Raw genomic sequence first — 13,376 nt, forward strand, 5'->3', positions numbered from 1 at the left:
CCTGCGAACGGATGCCGCGACATGACCAGACTGCGGCTTATTCTTCTTGCGACGGTCGCCATTCCCTTGTCCGCCGTCCCGCTGGCGGCGCAGGAGGCTGCGGAAACGATCACGCAGGGCACCGTTACCCTGCGCTCGATCTATGACACCGAGGGCACCGGCAGCTACACGACCGACTTCATCAGCATGGGCGACAAGGACACCCGGTCCTTCCGCGAGATGCCGCAATCCACCACGGTTGTCACGCACAAGCGGCTGGAAGAAGGCGGCTATACCTCGCTGGACACGGTGCTGCGGGAAACCCCCGGCATCTACGTCCTGTCGAACGACGAAGGGCGGTCCTCACTGTATTCGCGGGGGTTCGAGTTCGACTCGCTTTACGTCAACGGCCTGTTGACGCCGCTGTCCAGCATCTACGGCACCCAGCCCGACATGGCGGCCGTCGACCACATCGAGATCCTGCGCGGACCCTTTGGCCTGTTCGGTGGTCCCGGAGAGCCCGCAGGCGCCATCAACATGGGCCTGAAGCAGCCGCAGGACGTGTTCGGCACGACCCTCAGCGCCTCGGTCGGGACCTGGGACAACCGCCGGATCGAGGCCGACGTGACCGGCCCGCTGAACGACAGCGGCAGCGTGCGCTGGCGCATCGTGGGCGCGCGGGGCAAGCGCGATTCCTGGATCGACAACGTCGGTAACGAGGTCGGTGTCTTTTACACCGCCCTTGCCATGGACGTGACGCCCGAGACCACGGTGAGCTTTGCACTGAATTATCGCGGGCGCGACATCGCCCCGTCCAGTGGTCTGCCGACGGATACCGAGGGCAACCTGCTGGACCTCGACCGGTCCACCTTCACCGGGGAGGACTGGAACCGTTTCGAGAACGACATCACCGACTATATCGCCGAGGTCGAGCACCGGCTTCAGGACGGCGGGCATCTCAAGTTCTCGGCTCTTTACTCGAAGGCGAACGTCGGGTTCCTTTATGCCAACGCGGCCGGCCCCGCCGCCCAGGACAACACCGTCAGCGCCCTGTCATGGCTGCACCGCAGCTATGACCAGGAGGCTGTGTCATTGGATGCCCATTTCAGCAAGCCCATCACCTTGGCGGGCCGCGAGACGAACCTGATCGTCGGCATGGACTGGCGGCGCCATGATACCGAACTGGACGAGGCGCGCGGCCGTATCGCGGGCGTTTTCGACCTGGACGACTGGAACGCGGATGTCGAGCTGCCCGACACTGGCTTCACGAACAGGACCGAGGGCGAGACCGAGCAGTACGGGCTTTACGCCCAGTGGCGCGTCAAGCCGACCGACCGGTTCACCGTGGTCGCGGGCGGGCGGTTGTCGTGGTATGACGCGACCGCGACCACCACGGTGCTGGCCACCGGCGCCCGGACCGTCAGCGAGGCCGAGGAGAAGGGCGAGGTCACGCCTTACCTGGGCCTGATCTACGACCTCGGCGACACCAGTTCGGTTTACGCGAGCTATACCGAGATCTTCCAGCCGCAGACCACGACCGACGTGTCCGGCAACCTGCTGGACCCCCGCACCGGCCAGCAGATCGAACTGGGCTACAAGGCGGAACTGCGGCCCGGCCTGAAGGCGACGGCCGCGCTGTTCCACCTGCGTGACGAGAACCGCGCCGTGTCGGACCTGTCGAACCCCGGCTATGTCCTGGCGCAGGGCGAGGCGACCGTTCAGGGCGTCGAGCTTGAGGCGACCGGCAACCTTGCGCCCAACTGGGAGCTTTCGGCGGGCTACACCTACAGCGACACCGACTACGACAACACCGAGACCGCGGCCGGGTCCGAGTTCTACACGCCCCAGCACATGCTGCAGGTCTGGACGAAGTACAGCTTCGACCAGCCGGGCTGGGACAAGCTGAGCCTGGGCGGCGGCATCCGCGCCTTTTCGGGCTTCCGGAACATTGCCCACTCCCTTTCGGGCAGCGCCACGACGATCGAGGCGCCCGGCTATGCCGTCGTGGACCTCAGGGCGTCCTACAACCTGACCGAGCGGGTAACGGCGACGCTGAGCGTCAACAACGTCCTTGACAGGACATACTACGAGCGCGTCGGCAGCACCTCGGTGTTCAACTTCTACGGCGAGCCGCGCAGCATCGATTTCAGGATCGCCGCGAAGTACTGAGGCCTGGGCGAACCGGTGTGAGGCCTTACAGGGCCAGCGTCAGTCCATAGGCCGGCGCGTAATGCTGGCGCGCCAAGGTGATCGGCGCGCCGTCCAGCCAGGTTGCGCGTTCCACCACAAGGACCGCCTCTCGCGCGGTGCAGCCCAGATGACTGGCCATCGCGCCCGCCAGAGCGGCCCCGCAGCGCATCGTGCCCTCGGAATAAGGCGCGTTGCGCACCAGCCATTCGTTCGGGTTGTCGCGCGTCAGGTCGGCAGCCTCGATCGCCGGCACGGTGGCCAGCACGACCCAGCGGTCCTCGACCATGTGCGGGACGGCGTCGGCCAGGTGCAGCGTGACGACATGCAGCAGCGGCCCGTCATCCTCCAGCCGCAGGGCCATGCGGACCTCGGGCGGGGGCGGGGCGATCTCGCGCGTCAGCAGGCGGAAGGAATAGGCCGCGCCCAAGGCCTCGATCGCGGCGCGGATCAGCGGGATCTCCAGCGTGGCCTTGCGGCGAGGCTCGGCGATGACCCGTGTGCCGGCCTTGCGGCGGCGGTCGAGGAATCCCGCGTCGGCCAGTTCCCGCAGCGCGCGGTTCACGGTGGCGCGGGCGCAGCCGAATTCGGCGGCAAGGTCGGCCTCGTTCGGGATCAGGGCGCCGGGGGCGTAATGACGCGCGCGGATGCGGTCCATCATCACGTCGCGGATGCCTTGCCAGCCCAGTGTGCCGGGGCTGCCCTCGGAGGGCGGGACCGCGCCGGGCGGGGCGGGATCAGAGATCATGCCTCAGCTTCCGCATCACCCGCGCATAAGCCGCCTCGACCGTGTCGCGCCGGATATGGCGGCCGTCCCGGACGACATGGCGTCCGGCCGACCAGACCTGCGTGACGGCCCGATCATCGCGGGCAAAGATCCAGCTGTCCAGCAGCGTGTCGCCTCTTCGCCCGATGGCGTCCACGCCCAGCCCGTCCAGCGCCAGAAGGTCGCCCCAGGCGCCGGGCGCGATGCCGGCAGGTCCGCGTCCGGCCGCCTGCGCGCCGCCCTTCACGGCGCCCTCGAACAGCACCCGGCCGGTCGAGGCCTCGGCCCTCGCCAGCGCCGCGCGGCTCCGGTCGCGCAGGCGCTGCGAATAGTCCAGCGTCCGCAGCTCCTCGGACAGCGAGATGCGGATGTTGCTGTCCGAGCCCACGCCGAAGGCGCCGCCCGCCTCCGTCCAGCGCACCCCGTCGAAGATGCCGTCGCCCAGACTGCTTTCGGTGATCGGGCAGAGCCCCGCCACCGCGCCGGTGCGGGCAAGGGCCACGGTCTCTTCGGGCGTCATCTGGGTCGCGTGGATCAGGCACCAGCGCGGGTCCAGGGGGGCGTTCTCCAGCAGCCATTCGACCGGGCGGCGACCGGTGGCGGCCAGGACCTCGTCCACCTCGGCGGTCTGCTCGGCCAGGTGCATGTGGATCGGGCTGTCGCCCGCCAGCGCCTGCGCGGCGGAAAGCCCATCGGCATCCACCGCGCGCAGGCTGTGGGGTGCGACGCCAACCCGGCTGTCGGGGCCGAGCCGCGCCACATGGGCGCGCGCACCTTCGACCAGCCGGGCGAAGGCCTCGGGCGTGGTGCCGAAGCGGTCCTGACCGGACACCAGCGCCCGGTGGTCCAGCCCGCCCCACTGGTACAGCACCGGAAGCAGCGTCAGGCCGATGCCGGTGTCCTCGGCCGCCGCCGCGATGCGGCCCGACATCTCGGCTGGATCGGCATAGGCCCGCCCGCCGGTGTCGTGGTGCAGATAGTGGAACTCGACATTCGTGGCATAGCCCGCTTCCAGCATCTCGACCTGCACGAAAGCGGCGATGGCCTCGATATCGTCGGGCGTCAGCTGGTCGAGGAAGCGATACATCAGCCGCCGCCAGGTCCAGAAGCTGTCCCGAGGGTCCGGCCCGCGCCGTTCCGTCAGCCCGGCCATCGCCCGTTGGAAGGCATGGCTGTGCAGGTTCGCAGGCGCTGGCAGCAGGATGCCCACGCACGTATCGCCCGTCCCGCCGGTTTCAACCGAAGCAATGCGTCCTGCCTCATCCAGCGCCACCGTGACGTCCTCTGCCCAGCCCGTGGGCAGGAGCGCCTGATCGGCATGGATGGTCTGCATGGCGCGAATCTCCCTCGTTGACAGGCGGATTATGTGCAGACATAAAACGCCTCATCAAGATCGAATCGGACCCGCCATGACGACGCTCACTCTTGCCAACGCCCGCTTCGTGACGCTGACCGGCGAGGGGTACGGCGTCATCGACAAGGGCTGGCTGCGGATCGAAAACGGGCGCATTGCCGCCCTGGGGCAGGGGGATGCCGAGGGCGAGGACATGGGCGGCCGCCTGGTCACGCCCGCCCTGATCGACTGCCACACGCATCTGGTCTTCGGCGGCGACCGCGCGCGCGAGTTCGAGATGCGCCTGCAGGGCGCAAGCTACGAGGAGATCGCGCGCGCCGGCGGCGGCATCCTGTCGACCGTGACCGCCACCCGCGCCGCGTCCGAGGACGAGCTGGTCGCCAGCGCCCTGCCGCGCCTCGACGCGCTGCTGGCCGAGGGGGCGGCGACAGTCGAGGTCAAGTCCGGCTACGGCCTGACGGTCGCGGACGAACTGAAGATGCTGCGCGCCGCGCGACGTCTGGCCGCCGAGCGCCCGGTGCGGATCGTTACAAGCTGGCTCGCCGCCCACGCGGTGCCGCCCGAATACAAGGACCGCGCCGACGCCTATCTGGACGAGGTCGCCATCCCTGGCCTGCGGCAGGCCCATGCCGAGGGGCTGGTCGATGCCGTGGACGGCTTCTGCGAGGGGATCGCCTTTTCCGTCGCGCAGATGGCGCGGCTGTTCGATGTCGCCGCCGAGCTTGGCCTGCCCGTCAAGTTGCATGCCGAGCAGCTCTCGCACCTGGGTGGCAGCCGGCTGGTGGCCGAGCGCGGCGGCCTGTCGGCCGATCACGTCGAATATGCCGACGAAGCCGACGCTGCCGCGCTGGCGCAGGCGGGCACCGTCGCGACCCTGCTGCCCGGCGCCTTCTACACCCTGCGCGAAAGGCAGGCCCCGCCGATCGCCGCCTTCCGCGAGGCGGGCACCACCATGGCGCTGGCGACCGACTGCAATCCCGGCACCTCGCCGCTGACCTCGCTGCTGCTGACCATGAACATGGGCGCGACGTTCTTCCGCCTGACGCCCGAGGAATGCCTGCGCGGCGTGACCGCCAATGCCGCCTGCGCCTTGGGGCTGACCGACTGCGGGCGGCTGGAACCCGGCCTGCGCGCCGACCTCGCCGTCTGGAACGTCGACCATCCGGCCGAACTGACCTACCGGATCGGCTTCAATCCGCTTCACCGCCGTTATTTCGAGGGCAAGCCATGCTGATCCTGACCCCCGGCGCCGCCACGCTGGCGCAGCTGGAAACCATCTGGCGCGAGGGGCTGGCGGTCCGCCTGGACGACGCGGCCCGCCCCGGCATCGTGGCCTCGGCCGCCCGCATCGAGGCGGCGGCTGCGGGCGACGCGGCGGTCTATGGCGTGAACACCGGCTTCGGCAAGCTCGCCTCGGTCCGTATCGCCCCCGAGGACACCGCGACGCTGCAAAGGAACCTGATCCTGTCGCATTGCTGCGGCGTGGGACCTGCGCTGGATGCACCTGCCGTGCGGCTGATGATGGCGCTGAAGCTGCTGTCGCTGGGACGCGGCGCCTCGGGCGTGCGCCCGGTCATCGTCGAACTGATCGAGGCGATGCTGGCGCGCGGCGTGACCCCGGTGATCCCGGAACAGGGCAGCGTCGGCGCCTCGGGCGATCTGGCGCCCTTGGCGCACATGGCCGCCGTGATGATCGGCCATGGCGAGGCCTTTGTCGGCGGCGAACGCCTGCCCGGCGCCGAGGCGCTGGCGCGGGCGGGGCTGGCCCCCGTGACGCTGGGTGCCAAGGAAGGGCTCGCGCTGATCAACGGGACGCAGTTCTCGACCGCGCTGGGGCTGATCGGCCTGTTCCGCGCCATGGCCTGCGCGCGGGCGGCGGTCGTGACGGCCGCGATGTCCACCGACGCCATCATGGGCTCGACCGCGCCGACGCGGGCCGAGATCCACACGCTGCGTGGCCACCAAGGCCAGATCGAGGTCGCCGCCGCCATCCGCGCCCTGCTGGAGGGCAGCGCCATCCGCGAAAGCCACCGCGAGGGCGACACCCGCGTGCAGGACCCTTACTGCATCCGCTGCCAACCGCAGGTGACGGGCGCGGCCCTGGACGTGCTGCGCTTTGCCGCCCGCACGCTGTTGATCGAGGCGAACGCGGTCACCGACAACCCGCTGGTGCTGTCGGACGGCTCGATCGTCTCGGGCGGCAACTTCCATGCGGAACCCGTGGCCTTCGCCGCCGACCAGATCGCGCTGGCCGTGGCCGAGATCGGGTCCATCGCGCAGCGCCGGATCGCGCTGATGGTGGACCCCGCGCTGAACTTCAACCTGCCTCCGTTCCTGACCCCGGCGCCGGGGCTGAACAGCGGGCTGATGATCGCCGAGGTCACCACCGCCGCGCTGATGAGCGAGAACAAGCATCTCGCCAACCCCTGCTCGGTGGATTCGACGCCCACCTCGGCCAACCAGGAGGATCACGTCAGCATGGCCGCCCACGGCGCCCGGCGGCTGGGGCTGATGACGCGCAACCTGGCCGTGATCCTCGGTGTCGAGGCGATCGCCGCGGCCCAGGGGATCGAGTTCCGCGCGCCGCTGACTACCTCTGCGGCCCTCACGCGCGTGATGGCGGCCCTGCGCGCCCGCGTGCCCGCGATGGGCGAGGACCGTTATCTCGCCCCCGACCTGCTGGCCGCGCAGGACCTGGTCGAAAACGGCACCCTGGCCGCTGCCGCCGGCGTGGAGATCGCCTCATGAGCGCCGCGCCCGATCCTGTCGAGGTCGTCCGGGGCGACAACTCCGTGATCCTGGGCCTGCCTCACACCGGCACATGGCTGCCGGACGACATCCTTTTCCGGCTGAACGAGCGCGGCCGAACGCTGGCCGACACCGACTGGCACATCCATCGGCTTTACGCGGACCTCCTGCCCGGTGCGACAACGGTGCGGGCGAGTTTCCACCGCTATGTCATCGACGCGAACCGGGGACCCGAGGACGAGAGCCTTTATCCCGGCCAGAACACCACCGGACTGGTCCCGGTCACCGATTTCGACGGCCAGCCGATCTGGACCGAGCCGCCCACGCCCGAGGATGTGGCCGACCGGCTCGCGCGCTTTCACGCGCCCTATCACGCGGCGCTTTCCGCCGAGATCGAGCGGGTGCGGGCGAAGCACGGCGTGGCGATCCTGTATGACTGCCACTCGATCCGCTCGGTGATCCCCTTCCTGTTCGAGGGCGTGCTGCCCGACTTCAACATCGGCACCGCCAATGGCACGTCCTGCGCCGCGGCCATCGAGGCCGCCGCGCAGGAGGTCGCCGCCGCGACCGGCCGCCCTTGGGTGGTGAACGGCCGCTTCCGGGGCGGCTGGACGACGCGCCACTATGGCCGGCCGCAGGACGGCGTCCACGCGATCCAGATGGAACTGGCGCAGTCCACCCATCTGGCGACCGAGGCCCCGCCCTTCGACCTCGACCCCGCCAAGGCCGCCGCGATGCGCAAGCCGCTAGGCGAAATCCTCGCCCGGCTGGAAGCCCTCGCGCCGGAGCTGGCGCCATGAAGCCGCTGGACGGACTGCGCATCCTCGACCTGACGCGGGTGCTGGCGGGGCCCTTCGCCACCGCGATCCTGGCCGACCTGGGCGCCGAGGTCATCAAGCTGGAACCGCCGCAGGGCGACGATTACCGCCATATCGGCCCGTTCCGGAACGGCGAATCGGCCCTGTTCGCGCTGACCAACCGGGGCAAGAAGTCGGTCGTCATCGACCTCAAGTCGCCGGACGGGCAGGCGCTGGCCCGCCGCATCGCGGGCACCTGTGACGTGGTGGTGGAGAACTTCCGCCCCGGCGTGGCCGAGCGGCTGGGTTTGGGCGCCGAGCGCCTGCGGCAGGGGAACCCGCGGCTCGTGGTCTGCTCGATCTCGGGCTTCGGCCAGTCGGGGCCTTCGGCGGAACTGCCCGCCTATGACATCGTCGTGCAGGCCATGTCCGGCTGGATGGACGCGACCGGCGAGGACGGCGGCCAACCCCTGAAGGTGGGCGAGGCGCTGGGCGACATCGCCGCAGGCCTTTACGCCGTGATCGCCATCCTGTCGGCGGTGATCGGCAGCGCGCGCACGGGGCAGGGAACGACGCTGGACGTGGCCATGCTGGACTGCCTTGTGGCCATGCTGCCGACCAGCCACGCGCTGCATCTTTACGCCGGCCGCAGCGTGGAACGCGTGGGCAACCGCCATCCACTGTCCACCCCATTCGGCGCCTTCCGCACGGATGACGGCCACGCGATCATCGCCGTCCTCGGCGCGCGCCAGTTCCGCGCCCTGGCCGGGCTGATCGGCGCACCCGAGGCGGCGGACGACCCCCGCTTTGCCAGCGACGAGGATCGCACCGCGCATGAGCCTGCCCTGCGCGCCATGATCGAGGACTGGACCGCCATCCGCCCCACGGCCGAGGTCGTGGGTGCGCTGTCGGCGGCCGGCATCCCCGCCGCGCCGATCCAGACGCTGGCCGAGCAGCTTTCCTCGCCCCACGCCCAGGCGCGGGCGCTGGTGTCCGAACTGCCGCACCACCGGCTGGGCCGGTCCCCGGTCGTGGGCCAGCCCGTCCGCTTCGGGGCCGAGAAGCCGTTGGCCCCCCGTGGCGCCCCTGCCTTGGGCGGCGATTCCCGCGCCGTGCTCGAACGCCTGGGCCTGACCACCGACCAGATTGCCGGTCTGATCGAGGCCGGCATCGTGCAGGAGACGACGCTTGCCTGACTTCGCCCACCTGATGACCCCCGAGGAGAACGCCTTCCTCGACATGATGACGCGCTTCGCCGCCGAGGAGCTTGCCCCCCGCGCAGCCGATACGGACGAGACCGGCGCCTTTGTCCACGCGCAACTGGCCGCGCTGGCCGGAACCGGCATGATGGGCGCGAACCTGCCCGAGGCATGGGGCGGGGCGGACATCTCGGCCCATGCCCTGTTCGAGGCGGTGGCGGCGGTCGCGGGCGGCTGCGGCTCGACCGTGTCGGCGCTGACGGCGCATTACCTGGCAACGGATTCCATCCTGATCGGCGCCGACGCCGCCCTGCGCGCCCATATCCTACCCAGCGCTGCCGAGGGACGGATGCTGGGCGCCTTTGCGCTGACGGAACCCAACGCCGGGTCCGATCCCGCCGACATGCGCACCCGCGCGGTGCGCGAGGGCGACGGCTGGCGGATCAAGGGCCGCAAGTGCTTCATCTCGAATGGCGGCGTGGCCGATTTCATCGTGGTCTATTGCGTGACCGACCCCCAGGCAGCGCATCGCGGCATTTCCGCCTTCGTGGTGGAAAAGGGCACGCCCGGTCTGGTGCCGGGCCGGGTGGAACAGACCACCGGCCTGCGCGGCGGCCATGTGTGGGAACTGGACTTCGACTGCCTCGTCCCGGACGCGAACCGCGTGGGGCCCTTGGGCTCGGGTTTCCGCACCGCGATGAAGGTGCTGGACAACGGCCGGGTCGAGGTCGCGGCCATGGCTGTGGGCATCGCCCGCGCGGCGCTGGTGGCCTCGGTCGAATGGGCGAAGTCGCGCATCATCGGGGGCGAGCCGCTGGGCCGTCGCCAGGGCATCCAGTGGATGCTGGCCGACATGGCGACCGAGTTGAACGCCGCCGAGCTTCTGGGCCACGAGGCCGCCCGCCAGCGCCACGCGGGCCAGCGGTTCACCGCCGCGGCCAGCCGCGCCAAGCTGTTCGCCAGCGAGGCCGCGGGTCGCATCGCCGACACCGCCATCCAGATCCACGGTGGCTACGGCTACACCAGGGACTTCCCGCTGGAGCGATACGCCCGCGACCTGCGGATCATGCGGATCTACGAGGGCTCGTCCGAGATCCAGCGCAACATCATCGCGGGCCAGCTGCTTTCCTGAAAGGACCGGACATGAACAACCCCCGTCACAACATCCGCGACGTCTTCCCCCCGACCGGCACCGAGATTTCCGCGAAAAGCTGGCTAACCGAGGCGCCGCTGCGGATGCTGATGAACAACCTGCATCCCGACGTGGCCGAGAACCCGCACGAACTGGTCGTTTATGGCGGCATCGGGCGGGCGGCGCGCACCTGGGACGACTTCGACCGGATCGTCGAATCCCTGCGCAAGCTGAACGAGGACGAGACGCTGCTGGTCCAGTCGGGCAAGCCCGTGGGCGTCTTCCGCACCCACAAGGACGCGCCGCGCGTGCTGATCGCCAACTCGAACCTGGTGCCGCACTGGGCGAACTGGGACCATTTCAACGAGTTGGACAAGAAGGGTCTGGCCATGTACGGCCAGATGACCGCCGGGTCCTGGATCTACATCGGCACGCAGGGCATCGTTCAGGGCACCTACGAGACCTTTGCCGAGGCGGGCCGCCAGCATTACGGCGGCGATCTGAAGGGCAAGTGGATCCTGACGGCGGGCCTGGGCGGCATGGGCGGCGCGCAGCCCTTGGCCGCCGTGATGGCCGGGGCCTGCTGCCTTGCCGTGGAATGCGACGAGACGCGGGCCGACTTCCGCATCCGCACCCGCTATTGCGACGCCAAGGCCCATTCGCTGGACGAGGCGCTGGCCATGATCGCGGACTGGACCGCCAAGGGCGAGGCCAAGTCCGTGGCGCTCATCGGCAACGCCGCCGAGGTCTTCCCGGAACTCGTCCGCCGCATGAAGGCGGGCCGTCCGCGCCCCGACATCGTGACCGACCAGACCAGCGCGCATGACCCGCTGCACGGCTACCTGCCGAAAGGCTGGACCGTCGCGGAATGGCGCGCGAAGCAGGAAACCGACCCCAAGGCGGTCGAGGCCGCCGCCCGCGCGTCCATGAAGGACCACGTCGCGGCCATGGTCGATTTCTGGAACGCGGGCGTGCCCACGCTCGACTACGGCAACAACATCCGCCAGGTGGCGCTGGAGGAGGGGCTGGAAAACGCCTTCGCCTTCCCCGGCTTCGTGCCCGCCTATATCCGCCCGCTGTTCTGCCGCGGCGTCGGCCCCTTCCGCTGGGCCGCGCTGTCGGGCGACCCCGAGGACATCTACAAGACCGACGCGAAGATGAAGGAGCTGTTCCCCGAGAACGAGCACCTGCACCGCTGGCTGGACATGGCGCGCGACCGCATCGCCTTCCAGGGCCTGCCCGCGCGCATCATGTGGATCGGCCTCGGCGACCGCCACCGCGCGGGCCTTGCCATCAACGAGATGGTGCGGAACGGAGAGCTGAAGGCGCCGGTGGTGATCGGCCGCGACCACCTCGACTCGGGGTCCGTGGCAAGCCCCAACCGCGAGACCGAGGCGATGAAGGACGGCTCGGACGCCGTGTCGGACTGGCCGCTGCTGAACGCGCTTCTGAACACCGCCTCGGGCGCGACCTGGGTGTCGCTGCACCACGGCGGCGGCGTGGGCATGGGCTTCAGCCAGCACTCGGGTATGGTCATCTGCTGCGACGGGACCGCCGATGCCGACCGGCGGATCGAGCGCGTGCTGTGGAACGACCCGGCCACGGGCGTCATGCGCCATGCCGACGCGGGCTATGACATCGCGCTCGACTGCGCGCGCGAGCACGGGCTGAACCTGCCGGGCATCCTCAAGTGAGGCTCGTGCGCCGGGGCGAGGGCAGGGCCACCCGCTGGAAGAACGGCGGCGGCGTCACGCATGAGTTGGCCATCTGGCCGGACGGCGCGGACCTGTCCGGCTTCGACGCGCGGCTGTCGATGGCCGAGGTGGCGGCGGATGGCCCCTTTTCGGCCTTCCCCGGCATCGACCGCACCCTGGCCGTGCTGGAGGGCGGGCCGATGCGCTTGTCCTTCGGCGGGGCCGAGGTCGTCCTGGCGGCGGACAGCCCGCCCCTGTCCTTTCCGGGCGAGGCGCCGGTTCACGCAGGGCTGGATGCGGGGCCGGTGCTGGACCTGAACATCATGACCCGGCGCGGGGCCTTCTCGCACCGGATGGTCGAGCTTTCGCTGGGCGACGGCCTGCCGGACGGAACGGTCGCGCTGGTCGCCCGGGGCGCCGTGTCGGCCGCGGGCTTCGACCTTGCGCCGGGCGACGCGCTGCTGGCCGAGGGCGCGGGTCCGGTGCAGGGCAGGGTGGATCGGGGCAGGCCTCTTGCAGTGGTCCTCGACTGCCCGGAAAACAGGCAGGACGCCCGGTCATGACAAGGACCAGTTCCGGCGCGGCATCTTGTGACTTGCGATCCGGCCCGCATCACCGTCACGGTGACGCGCGCCACGACAAACCGTCCGGACACGGCCGAGCCGCACGGATCACCCAAGGCCACGACAGGAGAGAAAGATGACACTTCGCACCACCCTGCGCGCGGCCCTGTTCGGGGCGACGGCGCTTGCGCTGACCGCGACCGGCGCGCTGGCCGACATGCTGGAGGACATCAAGGCGGCGGGCAAGATCACCACCGCGACCGAGATGCACTATGCCCCCTTCGACATGCTGGAAAACGGCCAGTATGCCGGCTTCAACAAGGAGCTGTTCGACGAGGTCGCCAAGGAACTGGGCGTGACCCCAGAATACCAGGACCTGCCTTGGGCCTCGATCCTGCCGGGCCTGGAGGTCAGCAAGTTCGACTTCGTGAACGCGCCCGTCACCATCACGCCCGAGCGGATGGAGCGTTACGCCTTCACCCTGCCGATCAGCGACGCGACCGTGGCGCTGGTGCAGCGCAAGGGCGGCGGCCTGACCAAGCCCGAGGACATCAAGGGCAAGACCGTCGGCATCCAGAAGGGCACCGCGCAGGAGAAGCAGCTCGAGGCCTATTCCGAGACGCTGGGCGGCTTCACCATCCGTGGCTACGGCTCACCGGATGAAGCCTATGCCGACCTGGCCGCCGGCCGCCTGGACGCGGTCGCGGGCTCGGCTCCGAACCTCGCCTATCTGGCCAAGACCCGCCCCGACGTCTTCGAGACCGTTCAGCCGCCCTTCGGCGAGCCCAAGTACTTCGCCTGGGTGACCCGCAAGGAGGGTTCGGAGTCGCTGATCGAGGCCATGAACGCCGCCTTGGTCAAGATTCAGGACGACGGGCGCCTTGCCGCCATGCAGGAAAAATGGTTCGGCACCGCGACCGCGCTGCCCAAGGAAATGCCTGCGATGTGATCCCCCGT

General features: G+C 69.8%; 11 protein-coding genes. 9 read left to right on the forward strand and 2 right to left on the reverse strand.

Translation table 11 applies throughout. The features are described 5' to 3' along the window. Positions 1 to 21 precede the first annotated feature (21 nt). Entirely contained in the window at positions 22 to 2,148 is a 2,127-nt protein-coding gene (locus ACFFII_RS12465; protein ID WP_377699199.1) for a TonB-dependent siderophore receptor, read from the forward strand. Positions 2,149 to 2,173: 25 nt separating this feature from the next. Here ACFFII_RS12465 and hutC read toward each other — a convergent pair whose 3' ends face one another. Continuing rightward, positions 2,174 to 2,914 carry a histidine utilization transcriptional repressor HutC gene (hutC, locus tag ACFFII_RS12470; protein WP_377699200.1) on the reverse strand — a complete coding sequence of 247 codons (741 nt, stop codon included), beginning with the start codon at positions 2,912 to 2,914 and terminating at the stop codon, positions 2,174 to 2,176. Continuing rightward, a complete protein-coding gene (locus ACFFII_RS12475) occupies positions 2,904 to 4,265 on the reverse strand; it encodes a formimidoylglutamate deiminase (RefSeq protein ID WP_377699201.1) in 1,362 nt (453 codons plus the stop codon). The genes hutC and ACFFII_RS12475 overlap by 11 nt, the downstream gene beginning before the upstream one ends. 76 nt (positions 4,266 to 4,341) lie before the next feature. Between ACFFII_RS12475 and hutI the strand changes: the two genes are divergently transcribed. The 8 genes from hutI to ACFFII_RS12515 all read left to right on the forward strand — a co-directional run bounded on the left by hutI (position 4,342) and on the right by ACFFII_RS12515 (position 13,368). Continuing rightward, on the forward strand, positions 4,342 to 5,520 hold the full coding sequence (gene hutI / locus ACFFII_RS12480; RefSeq protein ID WP_377699202.1) for an imidazolonepropionase: 1,179 nt from the start codon (positions 4,342 to 4,344) through the stop codon (positions 5,518 to 5,520). Beyond that, positions 5,514 to 7,034 (forward strand): histidine ammonia-lyase, encoded by a 1,521-nt coding sequence (hutH, locus tag ACFFII_RS12485; RefSeq protein ID WP_377699203.1) that lies wholly within the window; start codon positions 5,514 to 5,516, stop codon positions 7,032 to 7,034. Before hutI ends, hutH begins: the two co-directional genes overlap by 7 nt. Then, on the forward strand, positions 7,031 to 7,834 hold the full coding sequence (gene hutG / locus ACFFII_RS12490) for an N-formylglutamate deformylase (protein ID WP_377699204.1): 804 nt from the start codon (positions 7,031 to 7,033) through the stop codon (positions 7,832 to 7,834). The genes hutH and hutG overlap by 4 nt, the downstream gene beginning before the upstream one ends. Then, complete coding sequence (locus ACFFII_RS12495; RefSeq protein WP_377699205.1) at positions 7,831 to 9,027, forward strand: CaiB/BaiF CoA transferase family protein; 1,197 nt, start codon at positions 7,831 to 7,833, stop codon at positions 9,025 to 9,027. The genes hutG and ACFFII_RS12495 overlap by 4 nt, the downstream gene beginning before the upstream one ends. Continuing rightward, the gene (locus ACFFII_RS12500; protein WP_377699206.1) at positions 9,020 to 10,162 is read left to right on the forward strand and encodes an acyl-CoA dehydrogenase family protein; all 1,143 of its coding nucleotides are present in this window, start codon (positions 9,020 to 9,022) and stop codon (positions 10,160 to 10,162) included. The genes ACFFII_RS12495 and ACFFII_RS12500 overlap by 8 nt, the downstream gene beginning before the upstream one ends. An 11-nt stretch (positions 10,163 to 10,173) precedes the next feature. Next, complete coding sequence (hutU, locus tag ACFFII_RS12505) at positions 10,174 to 11,856, forward strand: urocanate hydratase (RefSeq protein ID WP_377699207.1); 1,683 nt, start codon at positions 10,174 to 10,176, stop codon at positions 11,854 to 11,856. Further along, positions 11,853 to 12,419: a HutD/Ves family protein gene (locus tag ACFFII_RS12510; RefSeq protein WP_377699208.1), complete on the forward strand. Its 567-nt coding sequence runs from the start codon at positions 11,853 to 11,855 to the stop codon at positions 12,417 to 12,419. Before hutU ends, ACFFII_RS12510 begins: the two co-directional genes overlap by 4 nt. A 136-nt stretch (positions 12,420 to 12,555) precedes the next feature. Further along, positions 12,556 to 13,368, forward strand: a complete 813-nt coding sequence (locus tag ACFFII_RS12515; protein ID WP_377699209.1) for a transporter substrate-binding domain-containing protein — start codon at positions 12,556 to 12,558, stop codon at positions 13,366 to 13,368. Positions 13,369 to 13,376 lie beyond the last annotated feature (8 nt).

The organism is Paracoccus niistensis (genome assembly GCF_042432925.1).
GTDB lineage: Bacteria > Pseudomonadota > Alphaproteobacteria > Rhodobacterales > Rhodobacteraceae > Paracoccus > Paracoccus niistensis.

Bases quoted from the DNA above. Each gene is read 5' to 3' on its own strand.
- hutC (WP_377699200.1), bottom strand. From the start codon at position 2,914: ATGATCTCTGATCCCGCCCCGCCCGGCGCGGTCCCGCCCTCCGAGGGC.
- ACFFII_RS12465 (WP_377699199.1), top strand. From the start codon at position 22: ATGACCAGACTGCGGCTTATTCTTCTTGCGACGGTCGCCATTCCCTTG.
- ACFFII_RS12495 (WP_377699205.1), top strand. From the start codon at position 7,831: ATGAAGCCGCTGGACGGACTGCGCATCCTCGACCTGACGCGGGTGCTG.
- hutU (WP_377699207.1), top strand. From the start codon at position 10,174: ATGAACAACCCCCGTCACAACATCCGCGACGTCTTCCCCCCGACCGGC.
- hutG (WP_377699204.1), top strand. From the start codon at position 7,031: ATGAGCGCCGCGCCCGATCCTGTCGAGGTCGTCCGGGGCGACAACTCC.
- ACFFII_RS12475 (WP_377699201.1), bottom strand. From the start codon at position 4,265: ATGCAGACCATCCATGCCGATCAGGCGCTCCTGCCCACGGGCTGGGCA.
- ACFFII_RS12515 (WP_377699209.1), top strand. From the start codon at position 12,556: ATGACACTTCGCACCACCCTGCGCGCGGCCCTGTTCGGGGCGACGGCG.
- hutH (WP_377699203.1), top strand. From the start codon at position 5,514: ATGCTGATCCTGACCCCCGGCGCCGCCACGCTGGCGCAGCTGGAAACC.
- hutI (WP_377699202.1), top strand. From the start codon at position 4,342: ATGACGACGCTCACTCTTGCCAACGCCCGCTTCGTGACGCTGACCGGC.